Origin of the sequence: Armatimonas sp., from assembly GCF_031410135.1 — a bacterium.
In the GTDB taxonomy this organism is placed as follows: domain Bacteria; phylum Armatimonadota; class Armatimonadia; order Armatimonadales; family Armatimonadaceae; genus Armatimonas.
This window is the reverse complement of sequence record NZ_JANNYP010000873.1, coordinates 1-19,253: the sequence shown is the minus strand read 5'-3', so window position 1 is coordinate 19,253 and position 19,253 is coordinate 1. Positions and strand designations below refer to the sequence as shown.

Below are 19,253 nucleotides of genomic sequence, written 5' to 3'. Positions count from 1 at the left end.
AGGGAGGGGGCAGGGGGGAGGGAGGGAAATCCGGGGAGGGGGGGCAAAACCCACAACAGCACTCAAGTGCCTCGTCACGCTCGCATCCAGCCGAGAGAGGCGCTCGGCAAGGAGCGTCGCGTCGGGGCCGAGGGCGACGAGGCCCGCGGGAGGCAGTGGCGGCTCACGGTCTGTCCACTCCAGCGCAAGAGTGCCGCTCACACGCGCACCCACTCGATGAGCTTCTGGCGGAGCTGGGCGAGATCCTCAGGGAGGCGCTCAGGGGCGAACCCCGCATCTATCTCGCGTAGTGCCCCTTCGAGGCGCAGCTTCCAGGCAGCGAGCGCGTCGGGGGCTTCTGGCGGAGCGGCGAGGAGCTTTCGGATGCCTCCCGAGAGCCGCTGGGCGCGGGCGAGTGGCCCTAGCGATGCCTCTTCGGCGGCGTGAGGCAGGGCGGCGTTCTCGGCGGTGGCCAGCAGGGGACGGAACGCCTCTCGGGCAAGCGCTTGCTCGTCGCGGGTGGGCACGGCGTAGATCAGGGGCCAGAGATCGGCGGGCGTGGCCTCGGTTCGCCCCGCGAGCGTGGCGGCGGCGGCGATCAGGCGCTGGGTGCGCACGGCACGGCGGTCACTCAGCGTGATGCCCGCCTGTCGCAGCGTGCGTAGCGCCTGGGCCAGGGTCGGACGAACCGTTGAGAGTTCCACTTTTTGGCACGCAGCGCTCAGCAAGTCTAAGTCCGCCAGTGAGGCGAGTGGCTCCGAGGCGAGCGCTTGCCGGTTCCAGCCCTGCTCCAGCAAGTCCTCCAAGAGCGGGTCGGCGACGGGCTCCAGAAAGAGCCGCACCAGAAATCTATCGGCAAACGCCGCCAGTGCACCTTCATCAGGGAGGGCATTGGAGGCTCCGATGCAGAGCCGGAGTGGCACCGCAAGTTGTGTGCTCCCACGCCGAAACGTCCGCTCGTTCAGAATCGCCAGGAGCGTGTTGAGGATCGCGGTGGAACCGAGGAAAATCTCATCGAGAAACGCCAGTTCAGCCTCGGGGAGCATCCCGTTGGTTTCGGTCTCAACAATACCCTCGCGCAGGCGCCGCAGATCAATCGGGCCAAAGAGCTCGCTGGGCTCGGTGAAGCGCCCGAGCAAGTACTCAAAGTAGCTCCCCCCGAGGGTTTTTGCCATCCGTCGCGCCGCCTCGGACTTCGCCGTTCCCGGTGGCCCGATGAGCAGCAAGTGCTCCCCTGCCACCGCGCACAGCGCAATCGCCTCCGCCACTGTCTCCCGCTCAATGAGCCCCGTTGATGCGCTCTCCACCGCCGCCCGCAGCCGCGCTGCGGCGTCTGCCTGTGTTGTCTCCATAGTTAGCGGTATAATTCGCCGTGCGTATAGTCATTGACCTCCCTCCCGAGCAAGCGGTGCGGGTACGAAAAACTCTTGGTGGTGAGGAAGGGGCGCGGCGCTTGCTACTGCGCCTGCTGGGAAGTGTCCTCGATGCTGCCGCCCCGATGGTTCCCTCATCGTACTTGCTCGATACCCGCCCGGAGATTCCCGCCGCCATGAGCCTTGCGGGCGACCCGATCCGTCTCCACTTGCACGATCAGCCTGCCGATACTTACGGGTATGAACAAGCTGAAAGTGATGATGCAGACCCTTCAGGGGCGCAAGACGGGCTCAGCCCAGGAAGCTAAAGAGCGCCTAAAAATGCTCCAAGAGGCGGAGAAAGCGAAGCCCGAGCTGAAAAAAGCGGCCTGACTTGCAACTTTCAGGTATCCTGCGAGTCACAGACCACTATGGATAAGACACAGAAGCTTCTTTTAGGAGCCGTGGTAGCGGCGGCGACACTGGCGGTGACCTCCGGCTGCAATACAAAGCGCGACGACGAAGAGGGCAGCACGAGCTACTCGTCGGGTGGCGGTGGGGGCTACGTCGGTGGCGTCTACTCGTCGGGGAGCCGGGGGAGCTTTGGTGGCGGACGCGGGGCGTTCTCGGCAGGCGGCTAGAATTCCTTGACCGACGACGATAAAACAGCACGACGGGAATTTTTTGCCTTAACTCCTGACTTCTGGAGCGATGTGGGCGGCGAAGAGTACGCGCTGCTCCACACCCACACCCTCTCTCTAGCCGAGTACCAGGCACTTCAAGAGGCCGCACGCGCCATCTATACTGTCTTTGCCCAGACCGCACCGCTCCTGCGCACCCTGGACAATGCCACACTGCTCCAGCTTGGTCTGCCACGCGAGACGCTGGAAGTGGTTCGTGGCGTCTTTCCCGGCGTTTCGGATGTTCCCTTTGGCCGCCTGGATCTGATCCAGAGCCCTGAGGGGGGCTTTAAGCTCATCGAGTTCAACACCGACACGCCCGCCTTTATCCGAGAGTGCTTCGAGATCAATGCCAGCGTGTGTGGCTACTTTGGCCAGCAAGACCCCAACGCTGGGGAGCGAGATCGGCTACTGGCAACTCTGGCCCGAGCCGTGGGGGCGAGCCTTGCAAATCTCACCAACCTTGAGGCACGCCCCCTGATCGTCGGAACGTCGCTGGACGGCCATGTCGAAGACTCTGGGACGACCGAGTTTATCTGCGAGCTGCTACGTCAGATTCCCGGTGTGGACGTGCGGCACATTCCCATCAGCCAGCTTGCCCTCACCGACGATGCACTGGTAGACAGCGCCGATGGACGGCCCATTGCGCTGCTCTACCGGCTCTACCCGCTGGAGTGGTTTGCGGAAGATCGCGACGCGCTCGGCAATGCGCACGGTGCGAAATTTCTCTCTCTGGTTCAGCGGCGCTGCGTGGCGCTACTCAACCCACCCGGTGCGTTTTTATGGCAGAGCAAGGCGGTGCAGGCGCTAATCTGGGGCCTCTACGAGCAAGACAGCTTCTTCGATGACGCGACCCGTGGGATAATCGCCCGGTACTTTCTGCCTAGCTACCTTGATCCCGCGTTTCTGGGCGAGCGGCACATTGTCAAGCCGGTCTATGGCCGCGAAGGGCACTCCGTGCGGCTGGTGGGAGAGAGCGGCGAGACTGAGACAAAAGGTGGTCTGGATCTCTACAACAGTCAGCCGATGCTCTGGCAAAAGTATGTCCAAATGCCCACGGTCACGGTTCCTACGGAGTCGGGGGAAAAGACGCTCTCGCTCCTGCACTCGGTCTTCGTGTTAGACGGCGACCCGAGCGCCATCGGCCTGCGCGTCTGCGGGCCTATCACCGATGACGACGCGCTGTTTCTTCCCGTTGCAATTGCCTCAAATTTGAGATAAGACAGGGATATGAAACGCACATTTCTCTGGCTGGTTTTACTAGTTCTCGTGGCGGGATGTGGCGCGGGTGGGGCGACACTGCTCCCCAAAGACCCCGGCCCCGTGACAATCCGCTCGACACCGTCACCATCTAATGGCATCGGAGTACCCCCTCCTCCTCCCTAGCCGTGGCTACTATGGCTCTGCCTGAACTCGATACTCCGCGCACTGTTGGCCCCTTTTTGGTGGAGCGGCAGCGCGAGCAGCTCACGGTAACTCTCCAGCACCAGGGGAGCTTCACCTGGTACGCGCTTGCCTTTTTTGCCTTCATGGCCAGCGGCGTTCTCATACTGGGCCTCATTGCGACCCAAAGCGCAGCGCAGTGGGGAGTCAGCTCCGCGGCAGACTTCTTCGCGCCTAAGAAAAACCATTTCGGCTTTCTCTGGATGTTCTCTACCGTAGGGATGCTGGTCGGCTTCCCGCTGTACCTGCGCCATGCCTACAAAGCGCCAATCACGTTTGTCTTCAACGCCCGCAATGGGACGATCTTTCGTAACAACGAGCTCGTCACCCGCTTCCGCCGTGTTGAGGGAGTGCGTGTCCACGAGCGCAAAGATGCCGCAGGGCGCTACCTCTACGCCCTGAGCCTGCTCCACACCGACGGCCACGAGCAGCCCATCTACGAAGTCTACGAAGAGCGCGACGCCCTCACCCTCGCCAACGAGATCGCCACCTACGTCAAGCGCCCCGTGACGTTTAAGTAGCCTAGGGAAGCGCTACTCGGCACTCCAATCTTCAACACGTCATCTTGGGGTAGGGGGCGTAAGTGCCGTAGTATGTGGTTGGATTCCTCACCCCGCGCTGGAGTAAGCTCATATGATCCGTGTCCAGCAGATACATTCCTACGCTGCCTCGGGGAGCGTTTCGTCCTCTTTAGGGTGCTGAGACTCGCGGTACTCGCGACCCAGGCGAGTGGCTTCCTCAAAGTCGGGGCTGTCCTTGAATATCCCATGAATCCGCTCCCACCAAGCCTTCTCTGAGGTGACGACAGGCTGTGCTTTCACGAGCTTGTCAACCACATTTTCGAGGCGTGCGACACGTTCTTCTAAAGGAGTTCCCATACCGAAAAGTATACCACTCTCTTTTTTCTGCCCTCAGCCTCACCACCTACGTCAAGCGCTCCGTCACGTTCTGGTAAGCGTCAGCAAGTAGGTTTGCTCATCGTAGCTACGCAAGAAGACACGCTTGCCATCTGGAGAAGCGTCAAAAAAGTACGTCTCTGGTGGCATGATCTCGATACGTGTGGGATGGGAACCATCAAGTGGGAAGCGCCATAGCTCTGTGGTGTCCTCAGGGCGGTGCAGCAGGCGGGCCAGCCAGGCAGCGAAGCGGGTCTTAGGGACTTCACGAACGAGCGCTAAGACATCTTGACCACTTACGGCAAAGCTACACACGAGGCCCATAGGTGGCATAAGGCGAAACGGTGGGGTAGGACGGCTCCCAGAGTGTGGCTCGCAGAACTGGAGAGTCAACTCTGCACAGTCCGTAAACACGAGGCGTCCCTCCGGGGTGATGCCTTCCAGACTCTTGTGCCCCATACCTGGAAATACAAGGCGCTCTGGAGAGCTATCAGGAGCATCAAGGCGAAACCGCTCCAAAGTCCCTGTATCGCTAACGTCGGGAACACTAATCCAGCCGCTACTATCTGGGAGCCAGTACGCTGTGGGTAAGGCGAAGATGGGGGAGGGGGAGCGGTCTTCATCGGGAGCCGGGTGGAAGCTACCATCGGGAGGGAAGAGGCGGGTCTCACTGCCATCGGTGCGCACCAGCCGCCAGCGGGTTGCATGAGGGATGGGGGTCTTGTCCCACTGTGGCCCACCTATGCACTCCTTGTAGAGCACCCAGCGCCCATCGGGGGAAGGGTCTGGTGCTGTTGTCGTGAAAGGAGGGAGTGTTGGGAGCGGCGGCAATGGATAAGTGGTGTTAGTTGACAGGTCAAAGACGAGACCTGCCGCTACGTCGTAGCTCGACTCAGAGGCGAAACAGAGTAGAGAATTTGGACCAAGCCAGCCTGAGACGACCCGCTTCTCTAGCATTGGAAGGAGGGTGAGGCGAGCATTGGGGCGGCTCCACTTTGCCCCCGCGGCCAAGGCTGTACCAGACGCCAGTATCCCAAGGGCTGAAATAATTGCTCTGCGGCGAGTGAGAGCCATACGCTTACGCTTTCCTTTCGGTAAGCGTCAGCAAGTAGGCGTGCGTGCCGGACTCGCTACGTTGCCAGTACAGCACTTTCTTCCCATTGGGCGAGAGCGCAAAGTCCTCCACATCGCCTGTAAGAGGGAGGCGCTCGGGGGCTCCAGCGGGAATGGGAATACGCCAGAGTCCGGCGCTTTGCCTGCCTAGGGAGGGCGAGTAGCCACGAACGAGGAGAAAGCTGCCGTCGCGTGAGAGCTGGAGAGGCCACGGTCCGCCATGATGTCCCGGCCAGAAGGCTTCGAGATCACCCTGCCGAATGTCCAGCGGCTCAGGGCGAATCGAAGGGGCGTTGAGGGATACGGATTCGTGACGAAATGAGTATTTGCCGTTGAAGATAAGGTCAGCGTTATGAGTAATCGTTTCCAAGTTGCTGAACCGGGTTAGAGAGAGCTCTTGTGGGGAATTCTCTTGATCTACCAGATCGAAGCGATACGCGATTGGTAATGTCGCCCCCTTGTCATTGGAAAGCTTGTAGCCATTCGCAATCCATCCACTACTATCTGCGAGCCAGTGGGGTTCTAAATTTTCTGCATCTTCGGGGAAGGGGAGAACCCTGGTGCCATTTCCATCGGGGTGAAGCAATCGTAGCTGTCGAATGCGAGTCTTGCTCGTCTGGTTACCCTGGTATTCTGTGTAGAGAAGCCACTTGCCATCTGGCGAAGGATAAGGGGTATTCTGTTCGGAGGACTCCTCCTCTTTTCTCTGTCGGAGCTTGGGTAGAGGGTAGTGTGAGTGCGTGCTCAGGTCAAAGATGTCAGGATGTGCGCACACCTCAGGGCCAAAGCCAGGAAATGGCGCGGGGATGCCCGTGATTACCCTGTCGTTTCCTAACCAGGCTCCCGTCCAGCTTTGAATTCGATTGTCCAACTTAGGGATACGCTTTACAGAAAGCTGTGTCAGTGCGGGTAGTGAGGGCGGCGTTTGATGACTGCTCTGGGTATAGCAAATAAACTCGGTGAGTGCGAGCGCCAGAATGGTGACGGCTCCAGCGGCGATACTTTGGCGGCGTGTGAGTGCCACTTACTTTCCCTCCTCTAAGGCTACGACGTAGAACTGGTCAGAGCGGATGAGGACATGCTTGCGGTCTGGAGAGAGGTTGAAAGAGGTAGTAACAGGAAGGTTGGTAGCGAGGGCTGTGGGGGGAGCACCACTAAAGGGGATGCGCCTGAGCTCGACAGTGTCCAGCGGGCGGTGGAAGAGGTCGGCAAACCAAGCGGTGAGTCCCGTTTTATGAACATTAAAGAGAGCAAGGGCAGCGTTGCCATCACTGGTGAACTGACTCAGGCCACCGAAGGGGGGAATGATGCGAAAGGGGGCTGTGGGCACACTCCCCGAGACCGGAGCGCAGAGTTGGAGTGTGTACTCGACGTAGTCCGTAAACACCAGACGACCATCAGGGCTGATGTCCTCCAGGTTGAAGGATTTGATGTTGCCCCCTGGAAACGTAAGGATCTCTGGGGCACCATTTGGGGCATCGAGACGAAACCGTTCCAATGTTTGGTTGTACTTGCTGCCTCGGTGGGTAACGCTGATCCAGCCGCTACTGTCCGGGAGCCAGTAGGCGCAGGGGAGTGGCTCACCAATCTCGTCGGGAACGGATTGGAAACTCCCGTCGGAAGGAAGAAAGCGCGTCTCGCTTCCGTCTGTGTGTACCAGCCGCCAGCGGACGCCATAGGGCACTGCGTTTCCCGTGCCACCTCCTCGACTTTCTTTGTAGAGCACCCATTGTCCATCGGGAGAGGGAAGCGGGTCAATGGAATCTTTGGGGAGAAAGGCTAGAGGAGTGCGTTTTCCTGTTGCCAGGTCAAAGTGCATAGGGGAGAGCTTGAGTTTCCCATCTTTCAGGCGCTCATCAAACAGATCGGGAGTCAGTAGTAGGGCATCAGAGCCCAGCCAGCGTGCTTGCCAGTAGTCTTCAATTTCCGGGAGGGCTTGGACTCGTGAAAACGAGTGGCTTGACGAGGCAACCGCCATGAGCACGGCGCCAAGCGCCAGTGCGCCAAGCCCAAGCGTGAGTATATTGCGGCGGGTGAGGGTCATGTTAGACTTTTTCGTTAAGCGTGAGTAAGTACGCGGTAGCGTTGTGATAGCCGCTACTCCAGTACAGAATCTTTGTCCCATCGGGCGAGAGCGAGAAATCCGCTATCTCATCGTCAGGCACGAGCTGCTCCGGCACTCCTCCGTCCAGTGAGACACGCCAGAGCCCTAGGTGGGTGCTCTTCAGGAAGCTTGGGAACCAGTCGGCTATATGGTTTTCCGTTGCCCTAGGGTATCCACGGACAATCAAGAATCGGCCATCGCGTGAGAAAGCCAGTGGCCATGTGCCTCCGTGCTTTCCTGGCCAGAGTGCATTGAGTGTGCCTTGGTGAACGTCTAGCTCTCTCGCCTTTGCGGCACCAGCGTTCAGCGGAATTGCGAGGAGACGAAACGATCTGTCTTTGCTAAAGATCAGCTCGTCTTGGTTGGTGATAGCTTCGAGGTGGCCGTATTCTGGTAAGTTTAGGCGAATAGGGGAATGGCTTGCGCTATCTAACCAAAATCGGTAGGTGACTCGCTTCTCGTCTTGAGTTGATCCCATACCCACCCAACCGCTGCTATCAGCGAGCCATGAGTAACTGGCAAAGTAATCCACATCGGTTGGGAAAGGAATCCATCGTGCTCCGCTACCATCTGGGCGGACAAGCCACCAGCGACGAGGTTCTTCATAAAGAAGCCACTTGCCGTCTGGTGAGGGAACGGGATTGCTGTGATACGAATCTTGCTTTCCTTTGAGGGGAGGCAGGTGAGGAAGTGGCTGATGAGTATGGGTACGGAGATCAAAGATATCTGTCGCCGTGCAATTAAATGTTCCATGCCCAATCAGTGGATCGTCGTCCCATGGTCCTGTAAGGACTTTGTCATTGCCCAACCAAACTCCCCGCTCGCTTGCGACTTGATTGTCTAGCTCAGGGATGCGCTGGACGAGAGGGGATGGAGCAAGAGGCTTCTGTGAAGGGCGGCAAGAGTACCCGACAAACCCTGCCAGTCCTAGGATTTGGAGCACTCCAAGGCTTTTGGCGATGTGCTGACGGCGAGTGAGTCTCATGTTGGATTGTACCTTTACCGAACCGGGAGCGTCAGCAGATAGGCTTGGGAGCCCGCCTCGTTGGCATCGCGCCAGTACAGAATCTTTTTTCCATCAGGTGACAGTGAAAAATTCACAGCGTCGCCTGGAAGAGGCAAGCGCTCGGGGGAGCCGCCGTCGCGAGGAATGCGCCAGAAGACATATCCTGCGTCTCGACCAGGAACGGCTTGCTGGAGCCATGCAAGAAACCTATTGTCTGAACTCGGTAGGTAAGCACGGACGATCAAGAACCGGCCATCGCGGGAGAATTCGAACGGCGAAGGGCCATACCCCAATAGGTCTGGTGTCCCCAAAGGAAGTTGAAGGGAGTGTTTCTGCACCAAAGTGGTAGTGCTCAGAGAACTTGATTTGTACACGATTTGCCGGGGCTGGCCACGCCATTTCGGGGCAAAGACGAGCTCACCGCCCGCCACGACACTGAGATGCCACAGGTTTTCAGGGAGCGAAAGTGGGGTTTGGGTGAGGTGTGTGCTGCTGATACGAGTGAGGTAGCCGGTGCTGACTGATGAGTCTGTTCCTATCCAGCCGCTACTATCGGTGAGCCAGTGTGGGTAGAGAAACTCAGCGGAGGTAGGGAAGGGAAGAATCTGTGTGCCCGTGCCGTCTGGGTGGATGAGTCGCCAGCGCCTGAACAAGATTTTATTGTTGTGGGAAGCCCATTCGTCGTAGAGTAGCCACTGGCCATCGGGTGAGGGGGAGGGACTGCTTCGACGCAAGGAATCGCTACCATCTTCATTCTTAGGGAGTTTGGGCAAGTTGGGAGTGGGTCGTCGGGTGTGGTCAAGGAGGTCAAAGATTTCCTGCGGCTCTTGCAACTCTCGGTAAACGGTGCAGGTAGATATGAGTGCGGAGGTATCAACAATCCCCGTCACTACTTTGTCGTTGCCCAGCCAGCCACTCATCAGGCGATTGTCTAGCTCGGGAAGACGGTGCGTCACTCCGGGCATAACGGGAAACGGTGGAGTGGTGAGGCGAAGCGTTGCCAGACCGACAAGCGTAAACAAGGCGAGGATTCCCACACCCTGACCCACGTTTTTCCAGAAGCGCCTGTGCATAGTGCATTGTACGTTTCTTTGCACCTAAAGGGTGCCCGATTTCGTTCGTCTAGGTTTAGGAAACCGGTTGATGCGTGTCGAACTTAGGCTTCATGACAACAAAAGAGAGTTCAGAGCAGAGCCTCTGGCCGCCCATGACCCACGAGACGCGCCCCTGGGCCTACTGGTGGTGGATGGGCAGTGCGGTAGATGAAGAAAATCTCACTCGCGAGCTGACGCGCTATCGCGACGCGGGGATGGGGGGCGTGCACATCATTCCTATCTACGGCGCGAAGGGCTTTGAGAAACGCTTTGTGCCGTATCTCAGCCCGCGCTGGCTAGAGCTGCTCAAGCACACGCTCTCCGAAGCCGCGCGGCTGGGGCTGGGAATTGACATGTCCGTGGGCTGTGGCTGGTGCCTCGGGGGCCCTAACGTGCGCGATGAAGACGCCAACCAGACCCTGGTGATCCGCCCCGATGGCACGCTGACCAGCAAGCCAAGCAGTCAGAAAGTCAAGCGAGCAGGCCCCGGCGGGGAGGGCTGGATGCTCAACCCGGCCTCCGAGCGAGCGCACCGGCGGTTTATGGAGCGCTTCACCCGCGCCTTCTCCGGCTGGAAAGGGCCGCTGCCGCGTGCCATCTATCAGGACAGCTACGAGTACAACAATGACTGGGCTCCCGAGCTTTTAGAGACGTTTGAGAAAAAGCACGGCTATCGCCTGCAAGACCACGTCGAGGCATTTAAGGGTACCGATGAGCAGGCACGTCGGATTCTCGCTGACTACCGTGAGACACACTCGGACCTGATGATCGAGCGCGCCCAGCCGGTCTGGATCGCGTGGGGCAAGCGGCGCGGGATGCGCTCGCGCTACGAGGCCCACGGAGCGCCGGGGAACTTACTGGATCTCTACGCGCTGGCCGATATCCCCGAGACCGAGATGTTCCGCGACGATCGGAGTATGCTCGTCAGCAAGTTTGCCTCGTCGGCGGCGTATGTGACCGGCAAGAAGCTGGCATCAGCGGAGACGGGCACGTGGCTCAAAGAGCACTTCACCGAGACGCTGGGGGACTTGAAAGTCCTTGTGGATGAGATGTTTCTCTCGGGCATCAACCATATCTTCTGGCACGGGACGATCTACTCGCCCGACGAGGCGGCGTGGCCAGGGTGGGTGTTCTACGCCTCGACCCAGATGAACCCACGTAACCCGATCTGGCGGCACGCCCGCACCCTCCACGACTACATCACGCGCTGCCAGTCGTTCTTGCAATCTGGGGAGCCGGGCAGTGATGTGCTGCTCTACTGGCCCTACCACGACTTGCTACACTCCCAAAAAGGGCGCATTGAGAAGCTCACCGTCCACCACCGCGACTGGCTGGAGAAGCAAGCACTCGGGCCACTGGCGCAAGAACTCTTTGACCGAGGCTGGCAGTTTGACTTTGTCTCGGATCGTATGCTCGCCAAGAAACTCCCCGTACGCTACAAAGCCGTTGTCGTGCCAAAAACAACCCACATTCCCCCCGAGACTCTGGCACGCCTGAAGAAGCTTGCGATCCCCGTCTTCTTCCTGGACGCACTTCCCACCGATGTTCCGGGCTTTGGCAAGCTCCCCGAGCGTCGCGCCAAACTGGAAACAATAAAGCGCGGTCTACGCCCCACGCCTCGCACTGAGCTGGAGGCCGCTCTCATCCAGGCAGGCGCAAAGCGCGAGGTGCTGGCCGATTCAGGGCTACGCCTGGTGCGGCGAACCCTTGATGGCAAGACGGTGCGCTTCGTGGTCAATCCCACACAGAAGACTATCACGCTTCCCAGCGAAACCGTCGGGCGCTGCCTCAACCCGCTCACGGGGGGCGAAGGCACCCGTGAGCTGACCCCAAATGCCTCCGTGATCCTCACCACCGGCGATGTACGGATGTCCCCCGCTCGGCGGGGGCTAGGGGGTAGGGATTTGCGTGGCTGGGGGGTGGTGTTCTTGGACGGTGGCCCGAGCCTGCCGCCGCCGTTTTCTTGCGAAAAACTGGGCTCTTGGACAGAGCAGGGGGCAGCGTACGAGGCGTTCTCCGGGACGGCACGCTACACGACCGTCTTTGACGCGAAGCCGGGGCGCTACTTACTGGAGCTGGGACGCGTCTGTGAGAGCGCCTCGGTACGGCTTAATGGTGAGGAAGTAGGAACCATGATCCTGGCCCCGTTTACATTGGAGCTGACGATCACCAAGCCCACTGGCAACGTGCTGGAGATTGAGGTAGCGAGCCTTGCGGCCAATCGTATCAGAGACCTAGACTGGCGCGGGGTGGTCTGGCAGAACTTCTACGACATCAACTTTGTGAACCTAGACTATAAGCACTTCGACGCGAGCAAGTGGCCGGTGAGGGCCAGTGGACTACTCGGCCCGGTTACTCTTACCCTGCTGAACTCCTAAAAACCAAAAAGCCTCTCCTCGCTTCTTCAAGAAGAAGCGGGGAGAGACAGAGTGGCCGGGAAAGTGCCGAGAGAGTGCCTAGCGGCGGCGAAGGAATGTTGGAATGTCTAACATGTCCGTCGCTGTTGCCGTTGTGGCTTTTTGCTTCTCTTCGACTCGCTCTTCCGCCAAGTCCGTCGCCGGACTCGTCGTTGTGGCAGTAGAGCTTGTGCTCGCTCCCGAAGCCGTTTCCGTGGAGGCTCCGCGTGAGAAGATCGTGTCCATCCGGGTCGCGCTTGGGGTGGGGGTCATGGTCGCCGCTGGGATACTAGCCTTCTTGGAACTGCCCGTGTTCTGGAAGCCCGTTGCCAGAACCGTGATGCGCACCGCGCCCTGGAGCCGTGCATCTACCACGGTACCAAAGATGATATTGGCATCCTCGGCATCCGTTTTCTCGCGGATGAGGTCGGCGGCTTCGTAGACCTCCGCAAGGGTAAGATCCGGGCCCGCCGTGATATTGACAAGAACGGCCCGTGCACCGGAGATCTCGGTCTCCAAAAGCGGGGAGTTGACGGCGGCCTGTGCTGCTTCTATGGCACGGTGATCGCCCTCGGCAAAGCCGATTCCCATCAGCGCGGTACCCGCGTCACGCATTACCGCTTTCACGTCGGCAAAGTCGACATTGATGAGTCCGGGGATGGTGATGATATCGGAGATACCCGCCACACCCTGACGCAGAACCTCATCTGCCTCTTTGAATGCTTCGACCAGAGTGGCACGCTTCTCGACTACGTTGAGAAGCCGATCGTTGGGGATCACGATCACGGTGTCCACATGGGCCTTGAGTCGGTCAATCCCTTCTTCGCCGAGCCGGGCGCGGCGTGGCCCCTCAAAGCGGAAAGGCTTGGTGACCACCGCTACCGTCAGAATGCCCATATCCCGGGCAACTTCGGCGATGACCGGGGCGGCACCCGTTCCGGTTCCGCCTCCCATACCCGCCGTGATAAAGACCATATCAGCCCCATCAAGCGCCTTCTGAATCTCCGACTTGCTCTCTTCGGCGCTGGCCCGTCCGATCTCCGGATCGCCTCCCGCACCTAGACCATTGGTCAGCCGGACACCCAGCTGCATGGTGTTCTCTGCCGCTGTCGTCTTGAGTACCTGAATATCAGTATTCATCACCCAGAACTCGACTCCTGCGAGCCCTGCCTCAATCATGCGGTTGACAGCGTTTTGACCGCCCCCACCCACACCAATTACCTTGATCCGCGCAAACGGGTCTAGTGTTGCACTACTCATCCCGCTACCACGTCCTTCCATGAATTGCCTCTCGATTATTTCCCAGTCTGTTTTTATGTAAACTGTTTGTTAAGTTTCGTTTCAGATCACGGATCTCCTACAAAACTTGTGTTTGTATAACTAAAAATTATGTTCTAGCTCTTTGTGAGCAAACAGCGCCCGGAAGCGCCCTAGAACTCCTTGGGGACGGACTCGCCTGACTGGTTTGATCCGTTTTGCTCCCCATTGTACCAGCCCAAACGCTGTCGCATAGCTTGGTGTTGTCAGGCCTGCTGCCTGTGCACTGGTGGTTCGCACACAGCCCACGCGCACCGGCATCCCTAGAAGCTGTTCGGTGAGCTCGGCAAGCCCTGGAAGGAGCGCTCCTCCCCCGCACAGCACGACTCCGGCAGGTAGTGAGTCGAACAGATTGCTACGCAGGAGCTCTTTCTTAACAAGCTGCATCTGTTCGGTACAACGTGCCTCGATTACCTCTGCTAGCTCTCGCCGCGCTGCTCGCCCCTGACCGGTTTCTTCACTACCCAGCAGTGCATAGGGCAGTGACTCCTCCTCCGAGAGTGTCCCCGGTTGTGCACAGCCTGCCGCGCACTTGATCCGCTCCGCTTCTTCGAGTGATGTGCGTAAGAACGCTGCCACATCGCGTGTGACCAGGGTGCCCCCGACGGGCACCACGGCAGAGTGGCAGATCTCACCCTGTCGGAACAGTGCGATATCGGTTGTGCCGCCACCAATATCGAGAAGCGCAACACCGAGCTCGCGCTCGGCAGGCAGGAGCACGGCTTCGCCCGAGGCCATGGGCTCTAGGATCAGCTCCTCAATCGTGAGCCCCGTTTTCTCCACACAGGCCGAGACATTCCGTAGCAGGGCCGCAGCACCCGTGACAATATGCGTGTCCACCTCTAGCCGCGTCCCACACATGCCCACGGGGTTCTTAATCCCTTCCTGACCATCGAGGGTGAAGTAGCGCGGTAAGACGTGTAGGATCTCTCGATCTGGGGGGAGGACAATCAGTCGCGCACTCTCCAGAACCCGACTGACATCTGCTCGCCGAACCTCACGATCTGGGCTGAGCACGGCGGCAACCCCACGGGCATTCAGGCTGGTGATGTGCTCTCCAGTGATTCCCACCAGAACCGAGCGAATCTCCACGCCTGCCGCCGCACTGGCTTGCTCCACCGAGGCTTCAATCGCCTCAATGGTCTTGGCCATGTCCACCACGGCACCACGCCGCAGGCCGCTACACGGCACATGCCCCACACCAAGCAGCTTCACCACCCCGCCCGCCTGCACCTCCGCGACCAGCGTGCAGACCTTGGTTGTCCCAATATCCAGGGCGACGACCAGCTCACTCATTTTTAGAGCGCCGTCTCTTGCTTCAGGGGATGTGCTTGTCGCTGGCTCAGCCAGTAGCGCCGAATCAGCGAGAGGTTGGTAAAGACACGCCCACCAAGAAGCACGACAGCCGCTAGGTGCAGGTTCACCCCAATTCGATCTCCCAGATAGGCCAGTGCTGCAGCCAACACGGTGTTAATGGCAAATCCTGTGAGGAGGATATTGTCCTGAAACTTCCCCTCAACGCCGGAGCGGATTCCGCCACAGATTGAGTCCAGGCCCGCCAGCGCTGCCAGCGAAAGGTACGAGGCGAGGCTCTCCGGGATGGTGTACTGCGAGAGATAGACACCCAAAAAGCCAATGATACCCCCGACAATGGGAAAGAGAACTCCGGTACGAATGGTCATGGTGCCCCTCCAGTCATGGCTTTGGATGCCTCTTCGGATTGGCGCTGTGCCTGCTCGCCCTTAACATCCCCTGCCGGTTTGGCAAAGCGCAGGGGAGTTGCACCGGAGAAAGCAGGAAGCGTCAGTGTCTCGGCCTTGTCTACCGCGATCATCTCGGGGTCTACGAAGTGTTCTTTAATACCGCCGCGCATCAGCAAGCCCGACTGGATCAAGTCCGGGTCACCGATTGCCTTGATAATCACCGGCGAGCCCGCTGTCGGCACAGCATTGACATGGACATTGTTGCCCACACACCGGATCGCGGTCGAACCCACCACACGCTGGTCGTTGATGGAGATCGCCTCCGCCCCCGCGTTTTTGAGCTCATTGATCACATCACGGATATTGGCATCGTGGATCAGATACTCCGCAGTGGCCTCTTGCCAGGCGGCATCGGTGATACCCACTGGCTTAGTGGTCGTTTTTTTCGAATCGCGCAGGGTGACAATGACACCTGGCCCTGTCACGGGAGTCAGGCCTGCCAGCACATTAACCTTCTGAAGCTCCTCCGCAATAGCCTTGGTACTACGGTTGCCTTCGTCGGCAATGTCTGCCACATACTTTTGGTTCTGGGCACGGAGCTGAGCCACTTGTTTGCGAAGCTGCTGGGTCTCGTTGCTGGCCTTCGTGTAGGCCTCCGCCATCGCTGCCGTGCTAGAGTGCCCGACGAGATCGCGACGAATCCGATCCTGGGTTTTTAGGGAGAGGGCGAGAAGCCCTCCCATAATGATAGAGAGTAGGGTGATCTGGGTGAGCCAGGGTCTATGACGACCCGGGGCAAGGATGACGCTCATGGCTTTTTTTCGGTTGGGTGCAGGATCTCCGCGATTGCAGGGGCATCCGCGGCGAACAAATTAATATAGTGGAGTGACTTACTGTCTTTAAAGGCAAGATCAGGGCGCTCGACAAGGAGCTTCTCCAACGCGGTTAGTTTCTCCCGAGTTTTTTCGCTGGATCCCAGATAAACGGGCACTCCCCCGACTCTATTTAAGCATACCTTAGAACCCGCATCAATCTCAATCTGTGTCACGGGAAATTTTCCGTAGTCTGCAAGCCAGCGGGCGCATTCTTGAGCGGCACCAAGCCCGGCTGAGGGAAGCGGAATGCCCGGAATTGCCTCCCAGGCATCAAAATCAGAGGCCAGAACTCGCAAAAGCCCCGCCTCAGGACTTGCGGTCACACGGAAAGGAATGAAATTTTCATCTATGGTGTGCCAGCGCCCATCTTTGGTACGGATACTTGCCCACGGCTTGCGCTCCTGAACCAGCACGTCCAGCGAGCCAGGTAGGCGCTTCTCAATACTTACCGAAGCTACCGCAGGCAGGCGAGCAATAGACTTTTCCCAGTCTCCCGTGGGGGACAAAAAGAGATTCTGCCCCTTGGGAACCTGGAACTGTGCCCGAATACGTGCGAGCGGAATGCTCTTGAGCCCCGAGACCTTGGTTGTCTTGACCTGGAAGCGCGGTGAGAGAAGCGCTACCGCCACACACTCGGCTATCAGCACCAGTAAGGCAATCCCGAGCACGCGACGCAAAATATTGGGTTTGCGACGGTTGACAGACTTCGTGCGACGGGCAAGTCGCAGGTGTCGAACAGGACGAGCGTGTGTGCGAACCATGGTTATTTCCCCTTTGCGTAGCCGATCAGCAGATCGAGTAGCTTCTCAAATGAGATCCCCGCTGCCGCTGCCGCCTTGGGAAGCAGGCTGGTGGGAGTCATCCCCGGAATGGTGTTGGTCTCTAAAACCACACAGCCATCGTCGGTGACAAACATATCCGTGCGGCTCATGCCACGGCAACCTAGAAGCCGGTGGCACTCCAGCGCCAGCTCTTTTGCCTCTTTGGTATCTTCCTCGCTGAGCCTCGCAGGACAGATCTCTTCGGCACCATCGGCGCTGTACTTGTCCTCGAAGTCAAAGAACTCGTGCTTGGGGACAATCTCCACCGGAGGGAGCGCAAAGCAGTCGGCTTCGTTGCCCAGAACGGCCACGGTGATCTCGGTGCCCTTGATACACTCTTCCACCAGTGCGGTGTCATCGTAGCGGAACGTATCCTTGAGAGCATCCAGCACTTCCTCGGGAGCTTTCACCAGGCGCGTGCCGTAGCTGGAGCCTTGCCGACAGGGCTTGATCACCACCGGGTAGCCAAGCTGAAGCCCGATCTCCTCACTTGCCTTGCGCCTTCGCGCGGACTCCTCTTTCCTAATCACAATGCCCGCGGGGGTGGGAATGCTGGCGCTGGTGCAGAGCATCTTGTAGCGCGCCTTGTCCATCGCCAGCGCCGAGGCCAAAACGCCACTGCCAGTGTAGGAAATCCGTAGGGTCTCTAAAAAACCCTGCACGCTGCCGTCCTCACCGCCCGGCCCATGAAGAGCGATAAAGACCACATCCGGGAGCCCGTCTTTCTCAAGCAGGGGAAGCTGCGTCAGCGCCGTGATGGGCGATTCTTCCCCCCCAGCTCCCGCCCGGCGGGGGAGTGAGGAGAGGCCGGTAGCGGTGTCGATTGCGATGACCGCGTACTTCTCGGGATCGAGCGCGTTGAGAACCTGTGTGCCCGTTGCCAGCGACACACTCCGCTCGGCGGACTGTCCGCCCATCAAAACTGCAATTTTTAATTTCTCTGCCATATTGTTTTTTTCGTCGTTTTCCGGGCGGCTAAAGCGGCCCGCTGTTGCGGCAAGGAGGCTAAAGCCCCCTCAAGAATTCTTCGGCTTGTTCGCGGATATTGCCTGCGCCCATAAAGAGAGCCACATCACCGGGTTTTAGTTCCCGCGCGAGGGTGCTGGGGAGGGCAAAGCGATCTTTGACCAGAGTTGCCCCCGATTTCTCCGCAAGCGTCTCGATAAGCCCTGGCTGCTCGGGCTCGCGCGCTAAGTAGATGTCGGTGAGATAGAGCACATCGGCTCCAATCAGAGCATCGGCGAACCCGTCGAGGAAGTCGCGGGTGCGGCTTGGCAAGTGCGGCTGGTAGATCGCCACAATCCGGCGATTTGGGAAAGCCTGCCGCGCCGCCTGAAGCGTCGCCCGGATTTCCGTGGGATGGTGCGCGTAGTCGTCCACAACGGCTATATCGCCCACCTCGCCCAGACGCTCAAACCGCCGCCCGGTTCCCGTGAAGGTTTCCAAACCTGCGATTGCCTGCTCCGTAGTCACGCCGAGACAGGTGAACAGCACTGCAAGTATCGCTACGCAGGCATTGTCTATGTTATGCGATCCAGGGGTTCTAAGAGTGACTTCGCCAATCTGTATTGAACGGGAACGATCATCAAACAGAAATATCTCTGATTTTGAGGAGAAAATCGGAAATTTGATCAGTCCATCATTTGTAACTGTTATTTTTCCTGATTTTAATGTTGTTGAATTTCCTTGGAATGATCGTAACCGGACATTGAACGGTGATGCATTATGGACTGCTATTCGAGAACCTTTGTCTTCTGAATGATAGAAAACTGTTCCATCAGAGCGAGTATTATTGATGAAACGGGTAAAAGCCGCGTAGAAGTTTTCTTCGGAGCCGTGGAAGTCTAGGTGATCGGGTTCGCAGTTGGTGATGACGGCAATCGTGGGCGACAAACAATCGAGGCCGCCGTAGGCTTCGCAGGCTTCGGCGACGACTAAGTCGGGGTCGCCGTTTTGGGAGTTTCCGTTGATGAGGGGGAGATCGCCGCCGATCAGAACCGTGGGGGTGAGGCCCGCGTGAATTAAAATGCTGGCGATCATGCCCGTCGTGGTGGTCTTGCCGTGCGTCCCTGCAACGCAGATGGAAGTTTTTGCGGAGTTGGTTAAGTTGGCGAGGGCTTCGGGGCGACGGAAGACGGGCAGACCGCGTTTTAGGGCTTCGGCGACTTCTGGGTTTTGCTCGTTGACGGCATCCGTGGCGATGACGGCGGCGGTGTCGGGCGCGAGGTTTTCGGCGGCGTGCGTCGTGAAGATCTGGCAGCCGACACTCTCAAGCCGTGCTCTTGCCGCATCCGAGATGCCCGAGTCGCTCCCGCGCACGACGCGCCCGCGCTGGGCTAAAACATAGGCAATGGCGCTCTGGCCCGCGCCCCCAATGCCGACAAAGTGCAGCGGCCCGTCCGGGAGCGGACGGACTTCGGCAGGCGAACCTACCCGGAACCCACCCGGCTCGAACCCACCCGGCTTCGTTCGTT

General features: G+C 58.9%; 21 protein-coding genes. 6 read left to right on the top strand and 15 right to left on the bottom strand.

Annotation, left to right across the window (positions count from 1 at the left end; genetic code table 11):
- Positions 1–201: hypothetical protein (locus RMO15_RS31420; RefSeq protein ID WP_309722665.1), on the bottom strand; the 201-nt coding region annotated here is incomplete at its 3' end.
- Positions 198–1,331, bottom strand: a complete 1,134-nt coding sequence (locus tag RMO15_RS31415) for an AAA family ATPase (RefSeq protein WP_309722662.1) — start codon at positions 1,329–1,331, stop codon at positions 198–200. The genes RMO15_RS31415 and RMO15_RS31420, both read right to left, overlap by 4 nt.
- A 20-nt stretch (positions 1,332–1,351) precedes the next feature.
- On the opposite strand from RMO15_RS31415, the gene RMO15_RS31410 reads away from it, so the two are divergent.
- From RMO15_RS31410 to RMO15_RS31390, 5 genes are all read left to right on the top strand, one after another.
- Positions 1,352–1,660, top strand: coding sequence for a hypothetical protein (locus tag RMO15_RS31410; RefSeq protein ID WP_309722659.1), 309 nt, complete (start codon positions 1,352–1,354; stop codon positions 1,658–1,660).
- A 102-nt stretch (positions 1,661–1,762) separates the two neighbouring features.
- Positions 1,763–1,972 carry a hypothetical protein gene (locus RMO15_RS31405; RefSeq protein ID WP_309722656.1) on the top strand — a complete coding sequence of 70 codons (210 nt, stop codon included), beginning with the start codon at positions 1,763–1,765 and terminating at the stop codon, positions 1,970–1,972.
- A gap of 6 nt (positions 1,973–1,978) precedes the next feature.
- Positions 1,979–3,232 (top strand): glutathionylspermidine synthase family protein, encoded by a 1,254-nt coding sequence (locus tag RMO15_RS31400; protein ID WP_309722653.1) that lies wholly within the window; start codon positions 1,979–1,981, stop codon positions 3,230–3,232.
- A gap of 9 nt (positions 3,233–3,241) precedes the next feature.
- Positions 3,242–3,397, top strand: a complete 156-nt coding sequence (locus RMO15_RS31395; RefSeq protein ID WP_309722650.1) for a lipoprotein — start codon at positions 3,242–3,244, stop codon at positions 3,395–3,397.
- 11 nt (positions 3,398–3,408) lie between these two features.
- A complete protein-coding gene (locus tag RMO15_RS31390; protein WP_309722647.1) occupies positions 3,409–3,975 on the top strand; it encodes a hypothetical protein in 567 nt (188 codons plus the stop codon).
- A gap of 138 nt (positions 3,976–4,113) precedes the next feature.
- On the opposite strand, the gene RMO15_RS31385 is transcribed toward RMO15_RS31390, so the two are convergent.
- From RMO15_RS31385 to RMO15_RS31360, 6 genes are all read right to left on the bottom strand, one after another.
- Entirely contained in the window at positions 4,114–4,332 is a 219-nt protein-coding gene (locus tag RMO15_RS31385; protein ID WP_309722645.1) for a hypothetical protein, read from the bottom strand.
- Positions 4,333–4,395: 63 nt separating this feature from the next.
- Entirely contained in the window at positions 4,396–5,424 is a 1,029-nt protein-coding gene (locus RMO15_RS31380; RefSeq protein ID WP_309722643.1) for a hypothetical protein, read from the bottom strand.
- A 4-nt stretch (positions 5,425–5,428) separates the two neighbouring features.
- The gene (locus RMO15_RS31375; RefSeq protein ID WP_309722640.1) at positions 5,429–6,487 is read right to left on the bottom strand and encodes a hypothetical protein; all 1,059 of its coding nucleotides are present in this window, start codon (positions 6,485–6,487) and stop codon (positions 5,429–5,431) included.
- Positions 6,488–7,507, bottom strand: coding sequence for a hypothetical protein (locus RMO15_RS31370; protein WP_309722638.1), 1,020 nt, complete (start codon positions 7,505–7,507; stop codon positions 6,488–6,490). It lies immediately after the preceding gene.
- 1 nt (position 7,508) lies between these two features.
- Positions 7,509–8,552 (bottom strand): hypothetical protein, encoded by a 1,044-nt coding sequence (locus tag RMO15_RS31365; RefSeq protein ID WP_309722635.1) that lies wholly within the window; start codon positions 8,550–8,552, stop codon positions 7,509–7,511.
- A gap of 14 nt (positions 8,553–8,566) precedes the next feature.
- Positions 8,567–9,646: a hypothetical protein gene (locus RMO15_RS31360; protein ID WP_309722632.1), complete on the bottom strand. Its 1,080-nt coding sequence runs from the start codon at positions 9,644–9,646 to the stop codon at positions 8,567–8,569.
- A gap of 92 nt (positions 9,647–9,738) precedes the next feature.
- Here RMO15_RS31360 and RMO15_RS31355 point away from each other — a divergent pair, with 92 nt between their 5' ends.
- A complete protein-coding gene (locus RMO15_RS31355) occupies positions 9,739–12,045 on the top strand; it encodes a glycosyl hydrolase (RefSeq protein ID WP_309722629.1) in 2,307 nt (768 codons plus the stop codon).
- A gap of 78 nt (positions 12,046–12,123) precedes the next feature.
- Here RMO15_RS31355 and ftsZ read toward each other — a convergent pair whose 3' ends face one another.
- From ftsZ to murC, 7 genes are all read right to left on the bottom strand, one after another.
- A complete protein-coding gene (gene ftsZ / locus RMO15_RS31350) occupies positions 12,124–13,323 on the bottom strand; it encodes a cell division protein FtsZ (protein ID WP_309722625.1) in 1,200 nt (399 codons plus the stop codon).
- A gap of 120 nt (positions 13,324–13,443) precedes the next feature.
- Positions 13,444–14,676, bottom strand: coding sequence for a cell division protein FtsA (ftsA, locus tag RMO15_RS31345; protein WP_309722621.1), 1,233 nt, complete (start codon positions 14,674–14,676; stop codon positions 13,444–13,446).
- 2 nt (positions 14,677–14,678) lie between these two features.
- On the bottom strand, positions 14,679–15,062 hold the full coding sequence (locus tag RMO15_RS31340; RefSeq protein WP_309722619.1) for a small basic family protein: 384 nt from the start codon (positions 15,060–15,062) through the stop codon (positions 14,679–14,681).
- The gene (locus tag RMO15_RS31335; RefSeq protein ID WP_309722616.1) at positions 15,059–15,895 is read right to left on the bottom strand and encodes a DUF881 domain-containing protein; all 837 of its coding nucleotides are present in this window, start codon (positions 15,893–15,895) and stop codon (positions 15,059–15,061) included. Before RMO15_RS31335 ends, RMO15_RS31340 begins: the two co-directional genes overlap by 4 nt.
- A complete protein-coding gene (locus RMO15_RS31330) occupies positions 15,892–16,719 on the bottom strand; it encodes an FtsQ-type POTRA domain-containing protein (protein WP_309722613.1) in 828 nt (275 codons plus the stop codon). The genes RMO15_RS31335 and RMO15_RS31330 overlap by 4 nt, the downstream gene beginning before the upstream one ends.
- 2 nt (positions 16,720–16,721) lie before the next feature.
- A complete protein-coding gene (locus tag RMO15_RS31325) occupies positions 16,722–17,726 on the bottom strand; it encodes a D-alanine--D-alanine ligase (RefSeq protein ID WP_309722610.1) in 1,005 nt (334 codons plus the stop codon).
- 58 nt (positions 17,727–17,784) lie between these two features.
- Positions 17,785–19,253 (bottom strand): UDP-N-acetylmuramate--L-alanine ligase (murC, locus tag RMO15_RS31320; RefSeq protein ID WP_309722608.1); only part of this gene is annotated, 1,469 nt, incomplete at its 5' end.